The sequence below is a fragment of the Microcoleus sp. T3_B1 genome (assembly GCF_036700445.1).
Classification (GTDB): Bacteria; Cyanobacteriota; Cyanobacteriia; order Cyanobacteriales; family Microcoleaceae; genus Microcoleus.
Genome location: NZ_JAUBOX010000040.1, coordinates 1 through 26,129, shown reverse-complemented (window position 1 = coordinate 26,129; position 26,129 = coordinate 1). Strand labels below are relative to the sequence as shown.

Sequence of the window (26,129 nt, the reverse complement as noted above, 5' to 3'; positions counted from 1 at the left end):
TAGAAAAATGTTACACCATCGTAAAATTTTGGGAAGTCTCGCGAGTTTAGGGCTTGTGATGGGAATGGCATCGGGAGTTCAAGCTTCCAAAATGTCCGTCCAGCATTCTACTTCAACGACTCAATTCCGCAGCATTGAACAGCCACTAGGTTTAAAAGTTGGCGTAACAATAGGTGGTTTGACATTAATTGGTTTGGAATTGTGGTGGTTTTTATTCAGTAAAGCTAAAGGGCAGCAAGCTGAATCTAGTCAGGGGATACAAGAGTTGACTATTACTGTAGACGGGGGTTATGAGCCTGCCACTGTAGTTGTGAACGCAGGTCAATTAGTCAGGCTCAAATTCTTGAGGCGCGACCCCAATAGTTGTCTTGAAAAAGTGTTGTTACCAGATTTTCACATTGTGCGAGAATTACCTCTCAATCAGGTAACGGCTGTTGAATTTACCCCTGACAAACCTGGACGATACCTATTTACGTGCGGCATGAATATGTTTCGGGGTGTGGTGGAAGTACAAAGCTAAATCAAATAGACAGTTATCAACCTGCGGGAACTGCCACGGTTGAGGGGCGAGTTTTTTCCGCAGGAAATAGCTAAAATAGATGAAAGCTTAAAAAATTTGGAGTGAGCTAAATGCAACTACTACACACGATGCTCCGAGTCGGCAACCTGGAAGAGTCCCTCAAATTTTACACCGAGGTTCTGGGCATGAGATTGCTGCGACAAAAGGACTATCCAGACGGTAAATTTACTCTGGCTTTTGTGGGCTACGGCGATGAATCCGACACTACAGTTTTGGAGTTAACATACAACTGGGGCGTCACAGAGTACAATTTGGGGGATGCTTACGGTCATATTGCGATCGGCGTTGACGACATTTACGGTACTTGCGAAGAAATTAAAGCTCGCGGTGGTAAAGTTAGTCGGGAACCCGGCCCGATGAAGCACGGTTCAACTGTCATCGCTTTTGTACAAGACCCAGATGGATATAAAGTTGAATTAATTCAACTGCAAAATCCACGCGACTAGAAAGAAACCGGGTTTCTGCGATAATTTTGGCATCCTCATCGAGACTTGGTGAAGAAACCCGGTTTCTGACTCCCAATGGGAACCAATTATTAAAGTTTAGGGTTTCTTTTTGGGAGATTGGGGAGGTTGGGGAGATTTTAAGATGTTGTCCTTCCCCATTTTATCAACGATTAATTCGCTGATAATCTGAGCTCCGTGGGAGGTAAAGTGCAAGCCGTCATTATTTTTTACATAGCCTCGCTTACCAGATTTATTAGCAACTACTGGAACAAATTTTCCTCCTTGTCCAAATGTCTCCCAAGTAGAAATAAATTCTATTTTGGATGAAGATTTGCTGGCAGCTTTATAAATATTGTTCATGATGGGAAAAGCTTTGAGATACGAAGATTTGTTAGGCATCGATTGACCGACCCAATACACTTTTCTCACGGATGACGAATCAAGTAAATTTGCATATTTTTCAACTCTTTCTTGATAAGCTTTTTGCCATTCTTTGGTCATAACAGCCCAGCCTTTTCCTTGAGAATCAATGATATTTTGACGGTCATTGGTTCCAAACATAACTATCACTACATCCGGCTGGTAATTATTAATAATTTGGCGAGTTCTGGCATACCAATCATAATAATCTATCCGATTTAATCCGGTCGAGACCTTGTAGTCTATTTTCGTATCGGCGATATTGTATTTTGTCTTAAGAGTGTACTGGAGTTGAATTCCTAAGTCGAACATTACGGAATCTCCAATAAATAAAAATCTGCGATAAGGTCTGGTCAGTTTAGGTTTGGCTGGGGTTGGTTTTTTAGCTGGGGTTGGTTTTTTAGCATTAGCAGGCTTTGGGGGTTCAACGGCGGCTTTTGTTTCGGTTGTGACAGGAGGAATTTCTGATTCTTTGGGGAGGCTATCGAAGTTAATATCTTTAATTTTGCTCCAAAAAGCTTGTTCGGATTTTCTGAAACCGTCTATTTCGATCTGGCGCGCTGCTTCTTTGATTTCTGGACTGGCGAAAGGAGTTGAAGCAAAGCTTTTTAGAAATAATGATAAGTTTGAAAATATTAAAGTGAGAATTACAGAAGTAACAATCAGCAAAATTTCCCGGTCTTTCATATTTCTTAGAAATTAAAGTAAATAAAAGGCGGCATGGTACTCGGTCCCAACATCAAGATAGTATACACGAGCAGTGAAACTAAGACAACCCGAAAGAAAATGTTTTTTAATGACAATACGGTTTGCAATAGTTTCGCGATGCGATCGCCCCACAAGTTGATCGCGCCAATGACTGCAATTACTAAATACAATTGCCAAAAGTTAAATTGAAAAGTGGCGACTGCTGGATGGAAAATTCCTTCAAAAAAACTCATCGCAGTTTCCCAGTTGGGAGTGCCGAAAAATACCCAGCTACAAGTAACAAAAGTAAATGTTAGCAGCCAACTGCAAAATTTAGCAAATCTGGGAAAGGCATAGTCTAATTTAAAGTGGATAGCTTGGGGGATATCTTTACATAAATGGTTGACAATTAATCCTAAACCGTGAATTGCTCCCCAGAAAATAAAGTTTAAACCTGCGCCGTGCCACAATCCGCCGATCGCCATTGTCATCAGTAAATTTACGTACTTCCTCAACTTACCGTATTTGTTGCCGCCAAAGGGAAAGTAAACGTAATCCCTCAGCCACTCGGAAAGACTGATGTGCCACCTTTTCCAAAATTCTTGCAGGCTCAGCGATCGGTATGGCATATTAAAGTTGGCAATGGGTTTAAAACCCAGCAAACAGGAGATGCCGTTGGCTAAATCCGAGTAGCCGCTGAAATCTACGTAAATTAAACAGGAATAGGAAATTGCCGCGAGGATTAAATCGATGCTGCTGTACTGCTGGGGGACTTTGAATGGCAAGTCAGTGAAGTTAAACAAAAAGCTCGATAAAGTATATTTTTTGAAGAGTCCCGACAAAATCAAAACTATAACTTCTTCAATTTTATAGTCGTATTTTTCCGGTGAATTTAGCTGCCCGTAAAATTCGCGAGCTCGCGAGATTGGCCCGGAGGCAATTTGCGGAAAGTAGGTAATGTAGGCGGCATAGTCTACAAATTTCGGACAAGGGATTTTTTGCTGGTAGCAATCGATTAAATGAGAAATCATTCTAAAAGTGTAGAAAGACACGCCGACGGGGGCGATTATTTGCAAAACGGGAAAGTTGGCGGGAATTTGTAGCTGGTTCAGTACCTCAAATAAAGAAGTTACAAAGAAGTTGCAATATTTAAAGATGCCGAGATAGCCAATGTTGAAAACTAAGCCGGAGATGAAAGCAATTTTTTTATACTTACTGTTGCAGATCACCCGGAGAATGATATAATTGTATACGGTAGAGAAAATGAGGAGCAAGAGAAAGTCAAAGCTCCAAAACGAATAAAATAATAAACTCGAAGCTAACAAGACAATTTTATACAAATCGACTTGGGGTTTCACCGAGACGATCAGGCTAAAAATAATTAGGAAAAATACTAAAAATTGGTAAGTGGGAAATAGCATAAATCTCAGTCGCTAAAAAATCTTGTTTGTGGCAATATTTTTATAAGTACGGCCAGCGAACCTATCCCCAAGGGAATCGCCAGAGTCGGTCTGAACTCATATGTTGCACCATTGTCAGTTAGCCTTTTATGAACAGGCAAGATGCCTGTTCCACAAGAAAATTTATCTTTTGTGGAACGGGCATCTTGCCCGTTCTTGAGAATGGCGCAAGATGTGAGTCTCACCGCAGCAAATTTCGGGGTGGATTGCGGACTGTAAGCTTTTGCAATCTTGTCAATTAGGTCACAACTTGCGCCGTAGTTAACCGCACTCATAAATTCATAATCCTGTTTAAAGATTATGATGGTTGTGAGACGATGTATTAACGGATAACAACAGGAATCCCCTTGATTGCGAGGAACCAACGTGCAGCCAACAGACCCTAGCAAATTTACAGATCAAGCCTGGGAAGCCATTGTCAAATCCCAGGATGTAGCCCGCCGCTTTGCCAATCAGCAGCTAGAGGTTGAACATTTAGCCATCGCCCTTCTCGAACAGCAAGGCCAGGCCAACAGCATTCTCAGCAAAGCTGGAGTCGATGCCCCCCGCTTGGCCCAGCAGTTAGATGCTTTTGCCAAACGACAGCCCAGAGTTGCCAACGCTGACCAACTATACCTCGGTCGCGGCTTAGAAGTGATGTTAGATGTTGCCGAGGCCACCAGGGCGACTTGGCAAGATAATTTTATCGCCGTTGAACATTTATTAATTGGTTTAGTAGAAGACGAACGAGTCGGGCGCAGGTTGCTGACAAAAGGCGACGGCCCGCCAGGTCGCCCCGGTTACGATCGCAAACCCCCAGCCGGTACACTCGATCGACCAAAACTCGAAGAAGCCATCAAATCTTTCCGCGCCACTGCTAAAGCCCAAGAAAAAAATTCCGAAACGGGGAAAGGCAGCCGCAGCAGCGCTAAAGCCCAAGATCAAGATGGCGAAGCTAACTCCGACGCCCTCAGCAAGTACGGCCGCGATTTGACAGAAGCCGCCAAAGCCGGCAAACTCGACCCAGTAATCGGCCGCGACGAGGAAATCCGCCGCGTGGTACAAGTTCTTTCCCGCCGCCAAAAAAACAATCCGGTGTTAATTGGCGATCCCGGAGTCGGAAAAACTGCGATCGCCGAAGGTTTAGCCCAACGAATTGTCAACGGCGACGTACCCGAATCTTTGAAAAATCGCCAGCTATTTAGCCTCGACATGGGCAGTTTAATTGCTGGGGCAAAATTCCGGGGCGAATTTGAAGAACGATTGCGGTCTGTTCTGCGGGAAGTCATCGATTCCGACGGGCAAATTGTCCTATTTATTGACGAATTGCACACGGTTGTAGGCACTGGCGGCGGTGGCAGTTCCGGTTCGGGAATGGATGCGGGAAATTTGTTAAAACCCATGTTGGCCAGAGGCGAATTGCGCTGCATCGGCGCTACAACTCTCGACGAATTCCGCAAGAATATTGAAAAAGATCCTGCACTGGAACGCCGCTTTCAACAAGTATTTGTCGGCGAACCCAGCGTTGAAGATACTGTTTCCATTTTGCGCGGATTGAAAGACCGTTACGAACGCCACCACGGGGTAAAAATTACTGATTCGGCCCTGGTAGCTGCTGCAACTCTGTCTTTTCGCTATATTTCCGATCGCTTTTTGCCAGACAAGGCGATCGACCTTGTAGATGAAGCGGCCGCCCACTTGAAAATGGAGATTACCTCTAAACCTGTGGAATTGGAAGGCATTGACCGCCGGGTGATGCAGTTGGAAATGGAAAAATTGTCGATCGAAGGGGAAGGAAAAGGTGCTCTAGCCCCTGGGCTCGGCTTCCGCGTCGAACGCATCACCTCTGAGATTGACATTTTAAAAGTCAAGCAGGAAAAATTGTCCTCTCAGTGGTTGGGCGAAAAGCAGTTGTTGGATGCAATCAATAAATTGAAAGCAGAAGAAGACCAACTGCGAGTCCAAATCGAACAAGCAGAAAGGGCTTACGATTTGAATAAAGCCGCCCAGTTAAAGTACGGCAAGTTGGAAACTGCGGTGCGCGATCGCGAAGCCAAAGAAGCGGAACTTTTGAAACAGCAAGCTCAAGGTTCTTCCCTGCTGCGCGAAAAAGTTACTGAGGGCGATATTGCGGAAATTGTCGCTAAATGGACGGGCATTCCGGTTAACCGGTTGTTAGAGTCCGAACGCCAAAAATTGCTGCAATTGGAAAAACATTTGCACCAAAAAGTTATCGGTCAAGAGGAAGCTGTAACAGCCGTGGCGGCGGCAATTCGGCGCGCTAGGGCGGGTATGAAAGACCCCGGCAGACCGATCGGCTCTTTCTTGTTTATGGGCCCGACAGGCGTCGGAAAAACTGAGTTAGCGCGGGCGTTGGCGGAGTTTTTGTTTGACAGCGACGATGCGATCGTCCGCATCGATATGTCGGAATACATGGAGAAGCACAGCGTTTCTCGGTTGGTAGGAGCTCCTCCCGGATATGTCGGTTACGATGAAGGGGGACAACTTTCCGAAGCAGTGCGGAGACATCCTTATTCGGTAGTGCTGTTTGACGAAGTGGAAAAAGCGCACCCGGACGTATTTAACATTTTGCTGCAAGTGTTGGATGACGGCAGAATTACCGATTCTCAAGGTCGAGTGGTTGACTTTAGAAATACCGTAATTGTGATGACTAGCAATATCGGCAGCGATCACATTTTAGACGTGTTTACTAAGAAGGAAAAAACCGTCAAAAAACCTGCTAGCCGGAAGCAGGAAACGAAAGATTTGTCAAGTCAAAAGACAGATTATAAAGTGGCTGCAGACGGTACTGTTGAGGTGTCGGCCCAGCGAGTCGATGGTGATACTGTAACTAAGAGTGAAAACAAGACTGAGAACAAGAGTGAAAATGACAATTTATTGACTCAAGAACGGGAGACAGACCAAGAGTACGAACAGATGTTAAAACGGGTGATGGCAGCGCTGCGATCGCACTTCCGGCCCGAATTTCTCAATCGGGTGGACGAGATAATTTTGTTCCACACTTTGAGCAAGATCGAACTGCGGCAAATAGTCAGCATTCAAGTGAAGCGGATCGAGCGTTTGTTGGCAGAGCAAAAAATCACTTTGGAACTGTCCGATGCGGCGAAAAATCATATCACAGATGTTGGTTATGACCCGGTTTACGGCGCTCGTCCCTTGAAACGTGCCATCCAGCGGGAGCTAGAAAACCCGCTGGCTAACAAGATTCTGGAAAATGCGTTTGTGGAGGGTGATACAATTGCGATCGACTGTGAAAATAACTCTTTGCAATTTCGCAAAAAAGAGTCTCGCCCAGCGCTGACAGGTAACAGTTTGTAGTTGCCGAATAGTTGGGAACAGGCAAGATGCCTGTTCCACAAACCATCCATTTTCTTGTGGAACAGGCATCCTGCCTGTTATTGAAAATTAGGAACAGGCATCATGCCTGTTATTGAAAATGGTGAAACCTGTTACTTGATATCAAGAATTCGAGATGGTGCGGCTCGCATAGGCATCCATGCTGTAGGCGGGAACGCGAACGCGGTAATCAACTTCTGTTCCCGTCACTGATTTTGCCAGTTGTTCAAAAGACTCATCGTTCCAATTCCGCTCGTGGATAGGCTTTGACTGTTCGCCCAGGAAATATGCTTGAGTGCCAATTACTGAGGCTGCTACCCAACCGACGATTAAAAGAGCGATTACAATAGTCATTTTTACTTTTCCTTTAACTTTTGTTGCTTTATGTAAATAAATGTAACAAAAATTAGTAATAAACGTCAAGGTACTGTAATGTCGTGGCAACCGTCCGGCAGGTAGTAAATACCGCACCTAATCCTGAGTCTGTAGGGTGTGCTTAGTGTCAACAAGGGCTCGATCCCCCCTAGCTCCCCTTCATAAGAGCAGGGCGGTTTCATTCTCGGTAGGGGCAATCCCCCTGTGGTTGCCCCCATGTCCCAAACGCCTGTGAAATCGTCTGTGGGTGGGGGCGGGCACGGGGGCATCGCCCCTACAAAAGCCTGATTTTGGTGAGAATGAAACCGCCCCCCTTAATAAGAGGGGGGGACAAGAGTGTTCTCAAAGTCAACCCCTACTCCCCTTATCAAGGGGGATTTAGGGGGATCTAGACTGGGCTACCAGCGAGAGATACAGAGGGGTTTCAGGCTTAAGTTGACACGCCTTGGTAGGGTGGGCACCGCGCATCGGTAGCTAGCACAGTACCCGGATTGTGAACTGTATCCGAAATAGCAAAACAGATTGTTGAGAGTTTATAGTTAAGAAATTATAAGTTTTGCGTTAATAAATTACGATTAAAAGTCTGCCGCTGGCATGAGGAATAGCGGCCAAATTATGAGTTATGATTTATCAGTTTGGATTGGAACTAACAAATCCCAATTACCAAATTTTAAGTACAAATTACTAATTACCAATCATCGCTACAAATCATGCCAAACTCAATGTTAAATAACGACCCGTTGTGGTTCAAAGACGCGATTATTTACGAAGTACCAGTTCGCGCTTTTGCAGACAGCAATGCAGACGGGATCGGCGACTTTAGAGGACTGACAGAAAAACTGGATTACCTGCAAAACTTGGGAGTAACAGCAATTTGGGTACTGCCATTTTTTCCGTCGCCGCTCCGAGACGACGGCTACGATACATCTCACTATACTACCGTCAACCCGATTTACGGCACATTAGAGGACTTTAAAGACCTTTTAGAAGCAGCGCACCAGCGGGGAATTCGCGTCATTATTGAGTTAATTGTCAACCACACTTCCGACCAGCACGCTTGGTTTCAGCGAGCACGCCGCGCCCCAAAAGGCAGTAACGAAAGAGATTTTTATGTGTGGAGCGACACGCCGGAAAAATATCAAGATGCTCGGATTATTTTCCAAGATTTTGAAACATCTAATTGGGCTTGGGATGCGGTAGCAAAAGCTTATTACTGGCACCGTTTTTATTCCCACCAACCCGATTTGAATTACGACAATCCGGCCGTCCGCCAAGCCATCTTAGATGTGGTAGATTTCTGGTTGGCACTGGGAGTAGACGGACTGCGAATGGATGCGGTGCCTTACCTGTACGAGCGCGAAGGTACTAACTGCGAAAACCTGCCAGAAACTCACGTATTCCTGAAGCAATTGCGGAAGCACGTAGATGAGAATTTCCCGAACCGGATGCTGCTGGCTGAGGCGAATCAGTGGCCGGAGGATGCAGTTCAATATTACGCTGCCGGCGATGAATGTCACATGAACTTTCATTTTCCGCTGATGCCGCGTTTATTTATGGCTTTGTATATGGAAGATAGCTTCCCAATTAGCGATATTCTCCAGCAAACTCCGCAGATTCCCAATAACTGTCAGTGGGCATTGTTTTTGCGGAATCACGATGAATTGACGCTGGAAATGGTGAGTGATGAAGACCGAGATTATATGTATCGGGTTTACGCTCAAGACACTCAGGCTAGAATTAATTTGGGCATCCGCCGCCGCTTGGCTCCTTTGATGGGAAATAACCGCCGCCGCATCGAGTTGATGAATGCTTTGCTGCTGTCTCTTCCGGGTACGCCGGTGCTTTACTACGGCGATGAAATTGGCATGGGAGACAATATCTATTTGGGCGATCGCAACGGGGTGAGAACTCCGATGCAGTGGAGTGGCGATCGCAATGCCGGTTTTAGCCGCGCGAACCCGCAGCGGCTGTACGCACCGCCAATTGTTGACCCTGAATATCACTACGAATCTGTTAACGTGGACGCGCAGCGGGCGAATCCGAGTTCTCTTTGGTGGTGGATGAAACGCCTGATTGCAATTAGGCAGCGCTTCCAAGCATTCGGCCGCGGAACTTGCGAGTTTCTGTACCCGGAAAACCGCAAAGTTTTAGCTTTTGTACGGACTTATCAAGACGAACACATCCTCGTAGTGGCTAATTTGTCACGCTTCGTCCAGACGGCAGAATTAGACCTTGGGCCCTTTAAAGGTGCTGTTCCGGTGGAGATTTTCGGTCGCACTGAGTTTCCTGCCGTTGGGGAGCAGCCTTACTTTTTGAGCTTGAGCCCTCACACTTTTTACTGGTTTACTCTTACTGCTAAACACGAAGATTTTTCGTTGCACGGTCATCCTACAGACTTGCCGAGTTTGGCGGTGATAGGCAATTGGAAAACAGCTTTTGCTACAAGTCAGTTAAGCGATATGCTGCTTAATCTTTTGCCGGGATACCTGCGGCGCAATCGCTGGTTTAGCGGTACAGACAGGACAATTCAATCATTAGAAATAAGTGATGTTGTACCGGTTGAATGTAAAGATAGTGCGGGGGAGCAATCTCAAGTTTACATTCTGTTCTTGCAGTTGAATTATACTGAAGGTATGCCGGAAACTTACGTTTTGCCTTTAGGGTGGGAAGAGATTAAAGGCGATGTGGACGATCGGGCGATCGCGCGCCTGCAATTCCCAGAAACCAACAAGGAAGTCGGGGTACTATTTGATGCTGCTGGGGACAAAGGTTTTCTGAGTGCGCTGCTGGGGACGATCGCCAATTCTCGCAGTTACAGAGGTGTTGCAGGTCAACTGCTAGGAATTGCCGACAGTGCATTCAAATCAGAAGAAGAGTTAGCGCAGCTCGAACCTCACCTGTTCAAAAAAGAACAAAGCAATACATCCGCAGGTTACGGCGACCGCTTCGTCCTGAAAATATTGCGAAAAATCGAGGAAGGAATTAACCCCGAATTAGAAATCGGACGCTTTTTAACAGAGGGCAACTCGATCCAACACTACGCTCCAATTGCCGGAGCATTGGAATATCACACACCAGCAAAACAAGTCCTTACAGTCGGAATCCTACAAAAATTAATCCCCGACAGCGTAGATGCTTGGTCTTATACATTAGACACACTGCGCGACTATTTCGAGCAAGTAATGACAGTAGAAGCAAAGCATTCCGGCGAGAATTTATCTACTGCCCCCGAAAATTATTTGCCGAACGCTTTGACCGGACAAACCCAGCGGCAGCAAAACTCGCTAGTAGCCGATTTATCCCTAGAAATTCCGGCATTAGCTCGCGAACTCATCGGCTCTTACTTAGCATCAGCGGAACTTTTAGGTAAGCGGACAGCCGAACTTCACCTCGCTTTAGCTGCTGACACAGAAAATCCCGCTTTTGCCCCAGAAAGCTTCACCTCCTTTTACCAGCGTTCCATCTATCAATACATGAGAAATGTGGCCGGAAGAACTTTGCTGGATCTGAAAAAACGGATGTCCAAACTGCCGCCAGAAATACAAAAATCGGCGCAAAAGCTGCTCAACCGCGAAGATTTGCTCATGGAACGTTTCAAGTCTATTTTGAACTTGAGAATCACGGCCGATAGAATTCGCTGTCACGGGGACTTTCATTTCGGGCAAGTTCTTTATACAGGCAAAGACTTCGTAATTATTGATTTCGGAGGAGAACGCGATCGGCCCTTAAGCGAGCGGCGGATGAAGAGGTCGCCTCTGCGAGATGTTGCAGGAATGCTGCAATCTATAAGTTACGCTGTTACTTTGGCACTCCGCAATGAAGTAGAAAGCGGCATGATTCGCCCTGAAAATCTCCCGGAGATGCAGCAGTGGGCGAACGTTTGGCACCGCTGGGTCAGCCTCACTTTTGTTAAGAGCTATTTGGCAACAGCAGCCGATGCAGATTTCTTGCCCAAATCTATACCGGAACTACAAGTTTTGCTAGATGCTTACATTTTGGAAAAAGCGGTTGGCGAGCTAGCCTACGAACTTAATTACCGCTTGGATTGGGCGCACATTCCGCTTCAGCGGATTGTAGAATTGCTGAATTTATAAGGGCGGGTTTATCTATACTCGTTAGGGTGCGTGACTTTCTAGTTACTCAATTAACAGCGAGATGCTGGAGAGTCACGCACCTTACATGAACCAAATCTGCTTTGATAAACCTTTTATGGGGGAAGAGAATTCGCTCCTCTACAAACTTCCGTCCCTCTCTAAGAGACTAAAAAAAAAGATGGTTGAACACCGATTTCGTATTACTTAAAATAAAGAGCTGCTTGATACAAAACTTGTTCTTGATGGGTTAACAAAGTGCAGTCAGAAAGCGGGTAAGCCACACAAGTAACAGCGTAGCCAGCTTGCAATTCTGACGGCTTCAAAAACTTTTGTTCGCTTTGGTCAATTTCACCGCTCAGCAGTTTGACGACGCAAGCAGAACACTCTCCTTGCTTGCATCCATTCGGCAAGCGGATGCCGGCATCTTCTGCCATATCTAAGATATACTGGTCGTCTGGTACTGCGATCGTGCGATCAAGCGCGAGAGCCTCATTCACCAACCGAACTTGATAAACTGCCATTTTTTCCTTCTTCCTCGCAAAAGGGCGGGTTTACGATGCTGTTAGTCCTACCAAATATTTCGGGTAAAACCCGCCCCTACAACTAGAAAGGGCGGATTTATATCGTGTATATCTAGACAAGTGCTTCTTGATAATCGAGATTTTCATCTAGATAAATAGCCCGAATATCCTCCGGCAAGTTTGATTCTAAACTTTGATATCCTTTTTGCAGCAAAGCCTTTACCTGAGCCGGCGAAATAGCTTCGCCTTCTGCTTGCAAATAAGCTGCAATTCGAGTTTCGCTCCAGCGGAAAGTCTGAGCCATCAACACCACTAAACGCGGCAGCGGCGCTAACAATTCTAAGGCTTGTTTGACGTAACACCATAGGGGAGGCGGAGCCGATTGCAAAGAGTAGTGAATCGACTCAACAGGGGGCAATTCAGCTTGATTTATGCAGACTGCGGTGACATTAATCAGCCAGTTTTGGAGACTGAGATTCCCGCCATCAGACTCTTGGATTTCGCGGCGCAAATCGAGGCCTCGGAGTTCGTGATAGATGTGCAGCCAAGTGTGGGCAAACAGGTAATCGCCTTGTACGGGCGATCGCACGGAATGGCGAATCAGGGAGTGTACAATTTGAGCATAGCGGCAAAAAATTGCCGTGAAGAACCTACCTTGATCGGGATGGTTTTGAAACAGAGTCAATAATTCCTGATCACTGTGGTGAAACAGGGATTTGACCACAGGATGGTTGAGTTCTGAAAAATTAGGTGTTTGCACAATTGTTCTGGAAAGGTTTTGGGAATAAATGCTGGTGCAGCCCGATTCTACACGATTTGTCGCTCGATGTTCCAGAGTTGAGGGTGATTTTGTCGGGGCGATGTGCGATGGATCTCATTAGTTTTCACCTCTACAGGACTAACTCCGATGTCATCCAGGGCTAAGCGCGAAGGAGCTCCGAGATTCTTTGCGCTTAGCTTGTGAATGACAATTTACCGTTCGCAATGCGTAAGTCCTACTCTAGATGACCCAGTTGGGTGAATTTCTAAAAAGCTAGCGACTTCGCAGTAAACTTGACAGAAGACACAGCAAAGGCGAGGTCCGCCATCAGGAGACAAAACGCAGTGAAACAGTTAAGTTTATTCCCAGAAGCAGAGATCATGGCGAGTCCTGCGGAAACTGCCAATTGTGCTGAACGCGATCGCATCGAAGCAAAATTTGCGCCGTACATGAGTGAAGAACTGCGACTGGGACAACTCGTATCCTACGCAGGCAACAAAAGCTTGCCAGTTCTCCGCCTCTTCCGCTACAAAGAAGCATTTTCCTTTGCTTTAGTCAAGCAATTTATTCACCGTTTTGGATTAACAGAAAAGGATTATTTATTTGAGCCTTTCTGCGGCATGGGGACAACTTTATTTACAGCTATGCAGCACAATGTCCCCGCATTAGGAATAGATAGACTGCCAATAGCTACCTTTATTGCTGGGACGCTACCCCTTTTCTGTTCAGTAGAACCCCAAACTCTGCGAAAAACTTTTGCCGAACTCAAAGCTAAGGCAGACAAAGCAGAACCCGCTGAGGTGGCAATGGATGTCAAGATTATGCAAGTCGCTTTTCCAGAAGCAACGCTGCTCAAATTGCGCCAGTGGAAAAGCGCTATTGAAAGTTTATCTTCACCCTTGCGAGAAATTTTTCAACTGCTGTTTTTGGCTATTTTAGAGCCTTGCAGCTACACGGCAAAAGACGGTCAATTTTTACGCATGAAACAGGATAAGTTAATTCCAGATCCTGGGGAAATGCTGCAACAGAAAGTATATGAAGCTGAAGAAGATATTCTATCCTTAAGGTGTTTGTGGGGGCAAAAGAAATCCGCGCCACTTCCCGCAGTTCAGTTAGGTGATACTCGGAATTTGAGCAATGTGAATTTTGAGACACAACCCACAGCTTTGATTACATCTCCACCCTATCCTAACCGTTACGACTACACCCGCACCTATTCGCTGGAACTGTGCTTTAACTTTGTCAAGAACTTTGAGGAGTTAAAGGAGTTGAGGTTTGGGATTTTGCGATCGCACATCGAATCAAAAATTGATGCTTTTGACAAACCGCCAAATCCTGTAATCGCCGAAGTTGTAGACATACTCCGACAGCAAGGGAAAGCATTAAATAATCCCCGCATTCCTGATATGTTGACAGCCTATTTTGTGGATATGCAAAAAGCTATTTGCGAATGGGCCAAAATTCTAGCTCCCGGTGCAAAAGTAGCGGTAGTTGTGGATAACGTGCGTTTTGCCAGCGAGATAGTCCCAGTCGATTTAGTGCTTTCAGAAATGGCCCAAGAGCTGGGTTTTCGAGTAGAGCAAGTAATTGTTGCCCGCTACAAAGGTAACAGTTCCCAGCAGATGGGTAAATATGGTCGAATTCCTGTCCGCGAGAGCGTGCTCATTTGGCATAAAGAATAGGTGACTGTAATGGCATCATCGAATAGGCGCGAAGCTTGGTTGCTCGATCAGTTGTCCAAGAGTGAGTTTTTTCACCAAAAACTGCACGAATGGGGAATGTTGGAGACAGCCTCTCAAATTGAACAGGTAAAAGGGGAAACACTGCCGTGGGAATGCGATAATCTGGGCATTTCTCAAAAAGCTTGGAATAAGGTAATTCACCGCGGCATCAAGCCCGTGATTGTCTTTGCTCACCCCCAGGTTTTGATTAGTGTATCTTGTGCTGTAGGCTACTACAGAATGTTAGCAATGGTTTCCCAAAAATCAATGAAGCAAGTTGGACTGTCAAGCATTCGCTATGAGCAAGGCAAAGGTTTCCCTGATGAGTTGGTGGCTGGGAATATAGCTCAGCACTTAAATAAAATCATTAGCCATTTAGTTGAAACTGATGAACAGATAGACGCTCGCGAATTTGATTTATGGCGTGGAATGGCTGCTGGTTCGCAAGCTCAGGGTTCCTGGCAGAATGCGAAGGGGAGCAAAGTCGAAATTCTCATAAAAGCTATGGTGCAGTTGAGATTGCGTGAGGAAGACTGGATTTCTAATGAAACAGGTAACTCTGACGAAAAAGTTATGCAACTGAAAGATGGGCGGAGAATCGTATTTGCCAGCGAACCTGACATTGGAGTTTACAGAAATGAACAGATTCTAGTCGCAGTTGAAATTAAAGGAGGCATAGATACTGCTGGCGTTTTGGAGCGGTTTGGAGCAACGCTCAAAAGCTTGAGTCGAGCTAAAGAAGTTAATTCGGAATCAACAACGATTCTTATCTTACCGGGTGTTTCTGTTACTACACGAGCCATATCTGCTCTCAATGCGGCCCAGAATGTTGTCAATTATTGGTTCATTTTGGAAGAATTAGTAGAGCAAGATCGCAAAAAAGAAGAACTGTTCAGGTTACTCGGTTTGTGAAACCGTCCACTATGTTAGGACAGTCAATACGCTCTGGCAAGCTTTTGACTGTAAATTCGCATTGCCGAGTGGTTGTTAGGATGCGATCGCGCCCGGTATTACTGCTGTTGAATTGCCATGCAAAAATGTGCGATCGCATCAATAGTTTAGTTCTCAATTACTGTTTAAACAAAACGCCATATCCTCCGCCCCCAGGAGTCTCAATGACAAACACATCCCCCGACTGCATTTCCACAATCGCCGTACTCCCCAAATCCTCAACCTTTCCATCAACCATTTCGACATAATTCCGTCCAACTTTCCCCGCTTCACCCCCATTCAAACCGCAAGGAGAAATCACCCGTCGCCCCGATAAAATTCCCGCCGTCATCGCCTCCCGAAACCGCACTCGCCGCACAACTCCATTACCGCCACGATGAGATCCATTCCCCCCACTATTAGCCCGAATTGCAAAACTTTCTAACAACACCGGGAACCGCCATTCTAATACTTCTGGGTCAGTTAAACGCGAATTAGTCATGTGAGTTTGAACCGCATCCGTACCACCAAAACTTGCACCAGCGCCCGAACCGCCGCAAATAGTTTCATAATATTGATAGCGCTGATTTCCAAAGGTAAAATTATTCATAGTTCCCTGAGAAGCCGCCATCACTCCCAACGCACAATACAAAGCATCGGTAATATTCTGCGATGTTTCCACATTTCCGGCAACTACCGCCGCTGGATAGCGAGGATTCAGCATACAGCCTTCGGGATTGATGATTTCGAGAGGTTTCAAACAGCCCGCATTTAAAGGAATATCGTCATCTACTAATGTGCGGAAAACATACAAAACAGCGGCTTTGCACACCGCAGCGGGAGCATTAAAATTGTTGGATTGTTGAGCAGAAGTGCCCGTAAAATCTATTTTTGCACTGCGCGCAGATTTGTTAATTGTAATCGCTACCTTAATTTGTCCGCCACTATCCATCGGATAAGTAAAGTCGCCATCTTGCAAAACATCAATTACCCTGCGTACCGACTCTTCCGCATTGTCTTGTACGAAGCCCATATAAGCTTGCACAGTCTCTAATCCATAATGCTCTACCCTCTTGAGAAGTTCTTCTGCGCCGCGCTTGTTAGCAGCAATTTGTGCTTGCAAATCTGCTATATTTTGAGCGGAATTGCGAACAGGAAAATTACCCGCTGTCAGAATTTCTAGTAATTCTTTTTCTCGAAAATTGCCCTCGCTTACTAACAGGAAATTGTCAAGCAATACACCTTCTTCAGTTACTGTTGTACTGTTAGGAGGCATGGAACCGGGAGTGATGCCGCCGATGTCGGCGTGGTGTCCCCGCGAGGCAACATAAAACAAAGGAAGGGAGGAATCATGAGCAAATACTGGAGTAATAACGGTGATATCTGGTAAATGCGTGCCGCCGTTGTAGGGATTGTTAGAAACATAAACATCGCCCGGTTGAATCGCATTGCCTTGTGCTAAAATTAAAGCTTCAACGCTTTCGCTCATCGAGCCTAGATGTACGGGAATGTGCGGCGCGTTGGCAACTAATTGCCCGTTTTTGTCGAAAATTGCACAGGAAAAGTCGAGACGTTCTTTGATGTTGACTGAGGAACTTGTGTTTTGCAATGTGACGCCCATTTGTTCGGCGATCGCCCGAAACAAATTATTAAAAATTTCCAGCAAAACCGGATCTGATTTAGCCGCAGATAAACCCGAAGGAACGCGGATATTATCTGCGTCCATCTGCGTGCATCTGCGGTTCAAAATTAAATCGTTATTTTCGGTGATTTCCCCTTCCCAGCCCGGTTCTATGATATTAGTTCCCGTTGCTTCAACAATCATAGCAGGGCCCTCTATGCAGTCGCCCGATCGCAAATCGTCTCTCTGATAAACAGGCGTTGCCCGCCACCCGCCAGCAACATACATTTGCACCGTTGAAATTGGTTGCACAGGCAAGATGCCCGTGCCACAAGAGGGGGAAATTGTGGAGGCTTCCGGCACATCCATTGTCGGCAAAAGTGGTTGCACAGGCAAGATGCCTGTGCCACAAGAGGGGGAAATTTGGGATGCTTCCGGCACATCCATTGTCGGCAAAAGTGGTTGCACAGGCAAGATGCCTGTGCCACAAGAAGGGGAAATTGTGGATGCTTCCGGCACATCCATTGTCTGCAAAAGTGGTTGCACAGGCAAGATGCCTGTGCCACAAGAGGGGGAAATTGTGGATGCTTCCGGCACATCCATTCTTTCTACAACTTCCACCGAAACCGCTTCCACAATCAGCGGTTTTTCTGGCATAATAAAACTGTAACGCTGTCGGTGGGCTGCTTCAAATTCAGCTTGCATCGCCTCAATATTGTCAGCAAAATTGACCGCCAAAACCGAGTCACTTCCCTGATATTTTAAGTGCAACTTGCTAACAACTAAAACCTCTGACTCATTCTCTGTGTTCTCTGCGCCTCTGCGGTTCAATTCCCTCTTTCCCTCAGCCTCCAATTCGGTTAAAATATAATGTAAATCAGGTAATAATTCTGCATTTAATTGTTGCTCGATCGCCCTTTCGCGAATAGCCCGCACATCAGCCAAACCCATACCGTAAGCGGACAACACACCCGCATAAGGGTGAATAAATACCCGTTTCATCCCCAAAGCATCGGCGATCGCACAAGCGTGTTGACCGCCCGCACCGCCGAAACAGCACAATGTATACTCAGAAACATCGTAACCGCGCTGAAGCGAGATTTTTTTGACAGCATTTGCCATCTTTTCCACAGCGATCGCCAAAAAACCCTCCGCCACCTCTTGGGCCGTCCTCTCGCCCCCAATTTCCCCCGCTAATTGCACAAATTTTTGCCGTACTACGTCAGGGGCGATCGGCAAATCTCCATTCAATCCAAATACTTTCGGGAAAAAATCCGGTTGAATTTTCCCCAACATCACATTGCAATCAGTCACCGTCAAGGGGCCGCCTTTGCGATAGCAAGCAGGCCCAGGACTGGCCCCTGCAGACTCCGGCCCGACGCGGTAGCGAGTCCCGTCAAAAAAGACAATTGAACCGCCGCCGGCTGCTACAGTGTGAATTGCCATCACGGGCGATCGCAATCTCACCCCAGCAATTTCCGTCTCAAATTCGCGTTCGTATTCGCCGTTAAAATGGGCAACATCTGTCGAAGTTCCGCCCATATCAAAGGTAATAATTTTATCAAAACCTGCCTTTTTGCTGGTTTGAACTGCACCGACAATTCCCCCAGCAGGCCCGGATAAAATACTGTTTTTTCCTTGAAATTGTGCCGCGTCCACTAAGCCGCCATTCGACTGCATGAACATTAATTTGGGGGGCGGGCACGGGGAGGAGGATGAGGGCGGGCACGGGGAGGGCGGGCACGGGGAGGAAGAGGGCGGGCACGGGGGCACCGCCCCTACAGATAATTGACTGGTTACTTGTTCGACGTATCGACGTAAAATCGGAGATAAATAAGCATCGACAACCGCAGTATCTCCCCGCGAAACTAATTTCATCAGCGGGCTAACTTCGTGAGATACTGAAATTTGAGTAAAGCCAATTTCTCGGGCTATTTTAGCAACTTGTTTTTCGTGTTCCGAGTAGCGGTAGCCGTGCATGAATACGATCGCACAACTGCGAATTCCCTCATCGTATGCTTGCTGCAAAGACGCGATAAACTCGGGATTGACAGCAGTTAACTCCTCACCTTGAGCGCTGTAGCGTTCTGCAACTTCAATAACTCGATCGTACAGCATCTCGGGCAAAACAATGTGACGCGCGAAAATATTCGGGCGGTTTTGATAGCCAATTCTCAGCGCATCGCCGAAACCTTTAGTAATTAACAGAATTGTGCGATCGCCCTTTCGTTCCAGTAAAGCATTTGTCGCCACCGTCGTCCCCATTTTAATCGCTTCAATTTGTGCAGCGGGTATGGGGACATCTGCGGCAATTCCCAAAATGTCGCGAATTCCTTGCACTGCTGCGTCTGTGTAGCGTTCCGGGTTTTCCGACAGCAGCTTGTGAATAACTAACTTACCGTCGGGACTCTGGGCGACAATATCGGTAAAAGTGCCACCGCGATCGATCCAGAATTGCCAGCGAGTGCGATCGGAAAAATCAGCATTCATATCTTTTTCCTGAGTTTTGTTGTTTGACTGATTCCGAATTATTCAACAAAATTATCGGAAAGTCAATTCATAAATTTCATAAAATTCAGAACCTCAGACTCATAAAACTCATATCTGTTTCTCTCTCATCTTCTTTCTTATTCCTTCGCGCCCTTCGCGCCTTCGCGGTTCGTTAAAATAAAACTGCTATATATATCGAATAGCCTCAACCAATCCCTGACAAACACCAGCCAGAAAATCCAAATCCAAAGTCTCAATCCTATCGCTTTCTCGATGATAATGCGGATTTCGCATATTAGCAGTATCAGTCACCATAATAGCCGGATAACCATTATCCCAAAAAGGAACATGATCGCTGCGGCGAGTATCCGGCACAATTAAACCTCGATTCGGCACCGGCAGCCACTCGCAGGGCTGACCAGACTTGCGAATTTTCCCACTCAAATTAATCAAATCGGGAACCGTCCGCAAAGTGCCAATTAAAGCAATAAAATTGCCACTATTTGGATAAAAATATTTCAAGCCAGCCGGATAGCTTTGAGAATTAGGATTATGGTTGCAATAACCCACCATTTCCAAAGAAATCATTAACCGGATTGACTCTTGCTGTTGCTTGTATTTAGCTGCATGATGACTGCTTCCCAAATAACCGTATTCTTCCATATCAAAGGCGACTAATTGCACTGGATATTTGAGCGGCCCAGATGCGATATCCCTTGCGAGTTCCAGCAAAACAGCAACACCAGTAGCATTATCATCGGCCCCAGGCGATCCGGGTACAGTATCGTAATGAGCACCAATTACGATCGGCGGCAACCGCTTCTTACTCGCCTGATCGAAGGGGGGTAAATCCAAGATAAAATTGTGATGAATTCGGCCGCGCACGGAAAAATCGTCAATTTCTACAGTTCCCCACTGTGCCAACTGTTCGCGGATGTATTGCTGGGCATAAAAATGCCCTTCGGATGCGAGGTATGGGTTGCGATCGCGTACAATTTGAATCAGATGGCTGTGCAAGCGTTCTTTGAGATTCATGCGATCGGAGATACAATGAGTACACTAAGATTATATGGGATTGAATTATGATTGGAGAAGTCAGAATCGAAAATTATAAGTCCATTCAAAAGCTGAAGCTAGAATTAGGACGAGTCACCGTATTGATTGGTGAAAATGGCTGTGGCAAAAGCAATATCCTAGAGGCGATCGCCCTTGCTTCTGCTGCGGCAGATGATAAGCTGGATAACGAGTTTTTAGCTTCTCGGGGCATCAGAGTGACAGAACCTCAATTTATGCGATCGGCTTTTGAAAAGGAAAATTTAGATAAAGATATCAGCATTGAAATTAGAGGAAATAATGACACAATAAAAATAAGCTTTATTTTAAATAACGATAATACACCCTATGGTCGATGGAGAAATCATTTTTACTATGGGGTTTCAGAATACGAACGGAATTTAGAAAAAGCATATAGGCAGCTTCCTGCTTGGGAATATAATAGTTTTTTAGACAGCCGAAATGAACAATATCAATCTAGCCGCAAAACAAATATCAGAACACTTAAAATACAGCAATTTATCATTTACTCTCCTGAAAATATCGCCTTACGTACTTTTGAAAAAGAAGGGCAAATTCAACCATTAGGGATTAATGGAGAAGGCTTGTTTAAACTATTAAAAGTTTTGAATTCAGATAACCAGGAGCAGCTTAATGAAATCAATAAAAAACTGCAATTGATAGATTGGTTTCAAGATTTTGAAGCTCCTCCCAATTTATCAAGTATTCAAAACTCTCTCCAAATTAAAGATAGATACTTAGATCCAGGTTTAGCTTACTTCGATCAAAGAAGTTCTAATGAAGGCTTTTTATTCTTGCTTTTTTACTTCGCTTTATTTATTAGCGATATCACGCCTAAATTTTTTGCAATAGATAACATTGACGCTTCTCTCAACCCCAGATTATGCCGCCGATTAATCCAAGAATTAGTCGAATTAGCAAAAAAACACGACAAACAAGTAATTTTTACCACTCACAACCCGGCAGTTTTGGACGGTTTGGATTTAGATGATGACGAACAGCGACTGTTTGTGATTTCCCGCAACCAATTAGGTTACACTAAAGCTAGACGCATTCTCAAACCTAAACCTCTAGAGGGACAAGAACCTGTAAAATTATCCGAGGCGTTTTTGAGGGGCTATATCGGAGGGCTTCCTAAAAATTTTTAATATGATTAGTTTTGGATTAATTACTGAGGGATTGACTGACCAGATTGTGATTGAAAATATTTTAGCAGGATATTTCAAGAATCCCGATCTAGATATTAGACCGCTTCAACCAGAAAGAGATAAAGACAATGAGAATAAATCCACATACGGCGGCTGGACTCTAGTTTTTGATTATTGTAAGTCAAGAGATTTTCAAGAAGCATTGCAATTTATTGACTATATCATTATTCAGATAGATACGGATGTTTCAGAAGATTATGGTGTAGCAAAACAAGATGAAAACGGTGAATTTACTCCTCAGCAGTTCATTGAAAAAGTTATTGAAAAGTTTAGAGATGCGATCGGCGATGATTTTTACAGCAGATATCAACAACAAATTATATTTGCCATCTCCGTACATTCTATTGAGTGTTGGTTGCTGCCCCTGTATTATACAGACAAGAAGAAACAAGCTAAAGTTAAGAACTGCCTCGATACTTTTAATCAGGAACTTACGAAAAAACACAAGTTTACGATCGACGCTAATGCTAAAAATCCTGAATATTATCGAATAATTTCAAAACCATATCGCAAGCATAAAATTTTGATGAAGCATTACTCAGAAAATCCCAGTTTAAAAACTTTTATAGAAGAGATTCAAAGCAGAGACATTAAGATTGGTGGTGAAGAGGATTGGTAAGGAAGCAAGTTATTATGTCATATAATAGAAACATAGTTATCGGAGATTACCATGCAAGCATACAAACTTAGAGGTAAAATCGATGCAACTGGCAACTTGGTAGTTGTGGAACCTGTGAATATGCCGCCGGGAGATGTAGAAATCATCGTCTTGCAGCTACCTGATACGGTTAAACAAGCCAGCGCGTCAGAAAATGCGATCGCACCTGAAGAACCTCAAAAAAAGTTTAAAACTAACGTGAAGGCATTTCAAGGTTTATTCGATCGAGATGCTGTACCGGAACCGCTGGATTTTGACGATCCAGACAAACAAGCAAAATGGGAATATTTAAAGGAAAAACATAACTTGTGAAAATCCTGATAGACACCAATATAATAGTAGATGTTGCGATCGAACGAGAACCTTTCTTTGCTGAGAGCGATCGCATTTTAACTTTTGTGGAAGAAGCAAAAATTTAAGGCTATATTTCAGCCTCAACTTTTAGCGACCTTTACTATATTATCCGCAGAGACAGAGGCCGCGATTGGACGCTGGATTTTTTGCGGCAGTTAGCCACATTTTGTCAAGTAGCAACAGTAGATAACTCTGTTATTTCAATGGCATTAACTTGCAACTTCAAGGATTTTGAAGATGCGATTCAGTACAGCACTGCTGTCATCAATCTAATTGATGCCATTGTCACCCGCAACCCGCGAGATTTTCCGGTTACTACTCCTAGGATTGTAACTCCAAATCAGTTAATTCAAGAATTAACCAATTCTCCCTAAATTTCTTAAAGCGCTAAACTTCTGATTCCAATTCGCTAACCCGCAACTGCACGGGTAATTCTACAGAATTCAACTCTGACGACTCTAATAATCCTGTTGCTTCAACTTCTGCACTCGCTTCACCGTGCCGCATTTTCTTCAATTTATCACCCAAAGTATCCCGCTGATTAATCAAATAAATACTCACCAAAGTCAGCCCAACTCCCATCGATTGTAGCGGATTGAGCACTTCGCCCAAAAACAAATTGCCGAACAGCAAAGCAAATACAGGCGTAAGAAAGGTAAGAGAACTTAAACTTGTTAGACTGCCACTCGAAGCAAAATAAAAGAATAAACCGTAGGCGATCGCACTTCCGAACACAGTAGAATAAGCTAACGCCATCCAGCCGGAAAAATCGATATTCACAAACTGCTCAGACTCAGTGGCCGCCGAAATTGCCAACAGCGGCAAACCGCCCAAAATCATGTGCCAACCAGTCGCCACCACCGGGTCAACATAACGGCAAACCCAGCGCACCAAAACCGTACCCACAGCCATCGACAAAGCAGCCAACAGCATCAACCATTCTCCACCCTGAAACAACTGTTCGATACCCCCAGAAACCTGCCTGTTTTCAGGATGAAAAAGCCCCAAAATCCAGCCATCGGGCAACCCGATCAAACTGATGCCCGCAACGCCAATAACTAATCCCAACCAGCCCCAAAAACCTATTTTTTCTTGAAACAGCCACAAACACAAAATCGCCACAGCTAGCGGTTGAGAGTCAATCATCACCGAACCCAAACCCGCACCGGTTCTCGCCAAACCTTCGGCTAAAAAGCCTTGAAACAAAGTAGCGTCAACCAAAGCAAACAGCGAAATCCACAGCCAAGCTTTCCAACCCTGCGGCTGTGGCTTTCCCATGAATGCCGCCGCCAGCAGCACCAACACGCCCGCAGGTACTAAACGCACGAATGCCACAAACAGCGGCGTTGTGTGTGGCATCACCCCCTTCATCGCTACCATCGCGGTTCCCCACAGGAAAAACGGCGCAATTAGCAACAGCGGGGCAAAAGGCAGTTTTGAATCGGTAAGCTTTAGCTGCATGGCGGAGACTCCAGATAATTGATGAGATTGATTCTCGTGGGGATGATGTAGTTTTGTTAAGCAATTTTTACAATTATATATTGGTGTTGAGTTAAATGCGATCGCACAAATCTCGGCCATTAGGAACAGGCAAGATGCCTGTTCCACAAAATCAAGGTGGAACAGGCATCTTGCCTGTTGCCAACAATCTGGAACGGGCAAGATGCCCGTTGCACAAAATCAAGGTGGAACAGGCATCTTGCCTGTTGCCAACAATCTGGAACGGGCAAGATGCCCGTTCCACAATCAAGCAATTTCTTGTGGAACAGGCATCTTGCCTGTTGCTAAATGGCACAACATCTACCCCGATGAATAAGGCACACTAGAAGTTAGCTACAAAATTTCACCTTGCCTGTACACTGCCCATGATTTGGCCATTCAAGCCCCGCTACCGCAAACAAATCGCCCGTATCGAAATCACCGGAGCCATTGCCGGAGAAACCCGTAAACGAGTGCTAGAAGCTCTCAAAACCGTTGAAGAACGCAAATTTCCCGCCTTGCTGCTGCGGATAGACAGCCCCGGCGGCACTGTCGGCGATTCCCAGGAAATTTACAGCGCGCTCAAGCGTTTGCGCGAAAAAGTCAAAATTGTTGCCAGTTTTGGCAATATTTCAGCTTCTGGTGGAGTTTACATCGGCATGGGAGCCGAACATATCGTTGCTAATCCCGGTACAATTACCGGCAGCATTGGCGTGATTATCCGGGGTAACAATTTAGAACGGCTGTTAGAAAAAGTAGGCGTTTCTTTTCAGGTGATTAAATCGGGGCCGTATAAAGATATCTTGGCATTCGATCGCGAATTGACCGATCCTGAACAGCAAATTCTGCAAGATTTGATCGACACCAGCTACCAGCAATTCGTGGAAACCGTTGCGGAAGCCCGGAACTTGGCTGTTGAAAAAGTGAAAAGTTTTGCCGACGGTCGCGTTTTTACTGGTCAGCAAGCCTTAGAATTGGGTTTGGTCGATCGACTGGGAACAGAAGAGGACGCTCGCCGCCTTGCCGCCGAACTCGCAGGCCTCGACCCGGAAAAAACCGAGTCTTGCACGCTAGAAAAACAAAAACCTTTCCTAAATCGTGTCTTGGGGAGTAGTCTGGATATATCCGGGCTTTCAGCTTACAATAATTTGCTGGAATTCGAGCTTTCTACTAGCGGTTTGCCGCTGTGGATGTATCGCCCGTGATTAAATAGTCAGTTGGCAGTGGACAGTAGTCAGTTGGCAGTGGTAATTGGTAATTAGTAATTGGTAATTGCAACTAGCAACTGACAACTAGCAACTGACAACTAACAACTGACAACTGACTACTGAACAACTGACTAAAATGGAGGAATTTTGCGTGGATTGGCAAGTGCGGGGGATTCGTGGGGCAACTACTGCTAGCGAGAATTCGGTGGCAGCAATTCGAGAAGCGGTGAGAGAATTATTAGATGAATTAGAAGCAAAAAATGATATAAATCCAGATTTAATTATTAGTGCTACGTTTTCTGCTACTCGTGATTTAGATGCTGTGTTTCCGGCTGCGATCGCCCGCGAACGTCCTCACTGGTGTAATGTTCCTTTGTTGGACGTGCAGCAAATGCACGTAGAGGGTGCTTTGGAACGCTGCATTCGGTTTTTAATTCACGTTAACTGGCCCGCACATACTGAAATTTATCATCCTTATTTGCGGGGAGCTCAAAATTTGCGCCCGGATAGGAATTTAGCGGTGGCGGTGGCTGGGGAAAATTAGACTTGGCGATTGTGAATGTCGATCGCCCCGACAACTCAAAAAGTCAAACATTCCTATAGCCTTTCTCAGTCACATGAGGTGCTCTCGCGGGCATAGGGCATAGGGCATAGGGCATAGGGCATAGGGCATAGGGCATAGGGCATAGGGCATAGGGCATAGGGCA

The 26,129-nt window shown here is 45.4% G+C and carries 22 protein-coding genes; 13 read left to right on the top strand and 9 right to left on the bottom strand.

Annotated elements, in window-relative coordinates; translation table 11 throughout:
• Positions 1–7 precede the first annotated feature (7 nt).
• Positions 8–520 (top strand): cupredoxin domain-containing protein, encoded by a 513-nt coding sequence (locus QT990_RS20755; protein ID WP_333308965.1) that lies wholly within the window; start codon positions 8–10, stop codon positions 518–520.
• 110 nt (positions 521–630) lie between these two features.
• On the top strand, positions 631–1,026 hold the full coding sequence (gene gloA / locus QT990_RS20750; protein WP_333308963.1) for a lactoylglutathione lyase: 396 nt from the start codon (positions 631–633) through the stop codon (positions 1,024–1,026).
• A gap of 96 nt (positions 1,027–1,122) precedes the next feature.
• On the opposite strand, the gene QT990_RS20745 is transcribed toward gloA, so the two are convergent.
• Genes QT990_RS20745 through QT990_RS20735 form a run of 3 tightly spaced genes read right to left on the bottom strand, consistent with a single transcriptional unit; the run spans position 1,123 to position 3,868 of the window.
• Positions 1,123–2,133 (bottom strand): DUF459 domain-containing protein, encoded by a 1,011-nt coding sequence (locus QT990_RS20745; RefSeq protein WP_333308960.1) that lies wholly within the window; start codon positions 2,131–2,133, stop codon positions 1,123–1,125.
• A gap of 5 nt (positions 2,134–2,138) precedes the next feature.
• Complete coding sequence (locus QT990_RS20740) at positions 2,139–3,554, bottom strand: MBOAT family O-acyltransferase (RefSeq protein ID WP_333308958.1); 1,416 nt, start codon at positions 3,552–3,554, stop codon at positions 2,139–2,141.
• A 5-nt stretch (positions 3,555–3,559) separates the two neighbouring features.
• A complete protein-coding gene (locus tag QT990_RS20735; RefSeq protein ID WP_333308956.1) occupies positions 3,560–3,868 on the bottom strand; it encodes a hypothetical protein in 309 nt (102 codons plus the stop codon).
• A 91-nt stretch (positions 3,869–3,959) separates the two neighbouring features.
• Between QT990_RS20735 and QT990_RS20730 the strand changes: the two genes are divergently transcribed.
• Positions 3,960–6,911 (top strand): AAA family ATPase, encoded by a 2,952-nt coding sequence (locus tag QT990_RS20730; protein ID WP_333141985.1) that lies wholly within the window; start codon positions 3,960–3,962, stop codon positions 6,909–6,911.
• A 141-nt stretch (positions 6,912–7,052) separates the two neighbouring features.
• Here QT990_RS20730 and QT990_RS20725 read toward each other — a convergent pair whose 3' ends face one another.
• On the bottom strand, positions 7,053–7,283 hold the full coding sequence (locus QT990_RS20725; RefSeq protein WP_333306869.1) for a photosystem II protein, Psb35-related: 231 nt from the start codon (positions 7,281–7,283) through the stop codon (positions 7,053–7,055).
• A 743-nt stretch (positions 7,284–8,026) separates the two neighbouring features.
• On the opposite strand from QT990_RS20725, the gene treS reads away from it, so the two are divergent.
• Positions 8,027–11,398: a maltose alpha-D-glucosyltransferase gene (gene treS, locus QT990_RS20720; protein WP_333300529.1), complete on the top strand. Its 3,372-nt coding sequence runs from the start codon at positions 8,027–8,029 to the stop codon at positions 11,396–11,398.
• A 200-nt stretch (positions 11,399–11,598) separates the two neighbouring features.
• Here treS and QT990_RS20715 read toward each other — a convergent pair whose 3' ends face one another.
• Both QT990_RS20715 and QT990_RS20710 read right to left on the bottom strand, forming a co-directional pair.
• Positions 11,599–11,919 carry a 2Fe-2S iron-sulfur cluster-binding protein gene (locus QT990_RS20715; RefSeq protein ID WP_333046751.1) on the bottom strand — a complete coding sequence of 107 codons (321 nt, stop codon included), beginning with the start codon at positions 11,917–11,919 and terminating at the stop codon, positions 11,599–11,601.
• A gap of 112 nt (positions 11,920–12,031) precedes the next feature.
• Positions 12,032–12,679 (bottom strand): RNA polymerase sigma factor, encoded by a 648-nt coding sequence (locus QT990_RS20710; RefSeq protein ID WP_006634336.1) that lies wholly within the window; start codon positions 12,677–12,679, stop codon positions 12,032–12,034.
• Positions 12,680–13,023: 344 nt separating this feature from the next.
• On the opposite strand from QT990_RS20710, the gene QT990_RS20705 reads away from it, so the two are divergent.
• Complete coding sequence (locus QT990_RS20705; RefSeq protein WP_333141982.1) at positions 13,024–14,361, top strand: hypothetical protein; 1,338 nt, start codon at positions 13,024–13,026, stop codon at positions 14,359–14,361.
• A 9-nt stretch (positions 14,362–14,370) separates the two neighbouring features.
• Positions 14,371–15,312 (top strand): XcyI family restriction endonuclease, encoded by a 942-nt coding sequence (locus QT990_RS20700; protein WP_333103799.1) that lies wholly within the window; start codon positions 14,371–14,373, stop codon positions 15,310–15,312.
• Between the two features lie 157 nt (positions 15,313–15,469).
• Here the strand turns inward: QT990_RS20700 and QT990_RS20695 are convergent, their stop codons facing one another.
• Both QT990_RS20695 and QT990_RS20690 read right to left on the bottom strand, forming a co-directional pair.
• Positions 15,470–19,441 (bottom strand): hydantoinase B/oxoprolinase family protein, encoded by a 3,972-nt coding sequence (locus tag QT990_RS20695; RefSeq protein ID WP_333465695.1) that lies wholly within the window; start codon positions 19,439–19,441, stop codon positions 15,470–15,472.
• Between the two features lie 186 nt (positions 19,442–19,627).
• Positions 19,628–20,476, bottom strand: coding sequence for a M28 family peptidase (locus tag QT990_RS20690; protein ID WP_333141980.1), 849 nt, complete (start codon positions 20,474–20,476; stop codon positions 19,628–19,630).
• A gap of 47 nt (positions 20,477–20,523) precedes the next feature.
• Between QT990_RS20690 and QT990_RS20685 the strand changes: the two genes are divergently transcribed.
• The 4 genes from QT990_RS20685 to QT990_RS20670 all read left to right on the top strand — a co-directional run bounded on the left by QT990_RS20685 (position 20,524) and on the right by QT990_RS20670 (position 23,109).
• Positions 20,524–21,663: an AAA family ATPase gene (locus QT990_RS20685; protein WP_333141979.1), complete on the top strand. Its 1,140-nt coding sequence runs from the start codon at positions 20,524–20,526 to the stop codon at positions 21,661–21,663.
• A gap of 1 nt (position 21,664) precedes the next feature.
• Positions 21,665–22,342 (top strand): phage tail protein, encoded by a 678-nt coding sequence (locus QT990_RS20680; protein ID WP_333141978.1) that lies wholly within the window; start codon positions 21,665–21,667, stop codon positions 22,340–22,342.
• Positions 22,343–22,393: 51 nt separating this feature from the next.
• Complete coding sequence (locus tag QT990_RS20675) at positions 22,394–22,693, top strand: hypothetical protein (protein WP_333141977.1); 300 nt, start codon at positions 22,394–22,396, stop codon at positions 22,691–22,693.
• Positions 22,694–22,806: 113 nt separating this feature from the next.
• Positions 22,807–23,109, top strand: coding sequence for a PIN domain-containing protein (locus tag QT990_RS20670; RefSeq protein WP_333142030.1), 303 nt, complete (start codon positions 22,807–22,809; stop codon positions 23,107–23,109).
• A gap of 13 nt (positions 23,110–23,122) precedes the next feature.
• Here the strand turns inward: QT990_RS20670 and QT990_RS20665 are convergent, their stop codons facing one another.
• Positions 23,123–24,196, bottom strand: coding sequence for a DMT family transporter (locus tag QT990_RS20665; protein WP_333141976.1), 1,074 nt, complete (start codon positions 24,194–24,196; stop codon positions 23,123–23,125).
• Positions 24,197–24,330: 134 nt separating this feature from the next.
• On the opposite strand from QT990_RS20665, the gene QT990_RS20660 reads away from it, so the two are divergent.
• The 3 genes from QT990_RS20660 to aroH all read left to right on the top strand — a co-directional run bounded on the left by QT990_RS20660 (position 24,331) and on the right by aroH (position 25,966).
• Complete coding sequence (locus QT990_RS20660) at positions 24,331–24,561, top strand: hypothetical protein (protein ID WP_333141975.1); 231 nt, start codon at positions 24,331–24,333, stop codon at positions 24,559–24,561.
• A 39-nt stretch (positions 24,562–24,600) separates the two neighbouring features.
• The gene (gene sppA / locus QT990_RS20655) at positions 24,601–25,419 is read left to right on the top strand and encodes a signal peptide peptidase SppA (protein ID WP_333141974.1); all 819 of its coding nucleotides are present in this window, start codon (positions 24,601–24,603) and stop codon (positions 25,417–25,419) included.
• A gap of 139 nt (positions 25,420–25,558) precedes the next feature.
• On the top strand, positions 25,559–25,966 hold the full coding sequence (gene aroH / locus QT990_RS20650; protein ID WP_333141973.1) for a chorismate mutase: 408 nt from the start codon (positions 25,559–25,561) through the stop codon (positions 25,964–25,966).
• Positions 25,967–26,129 lie beyond the last annotated feature (163 nt).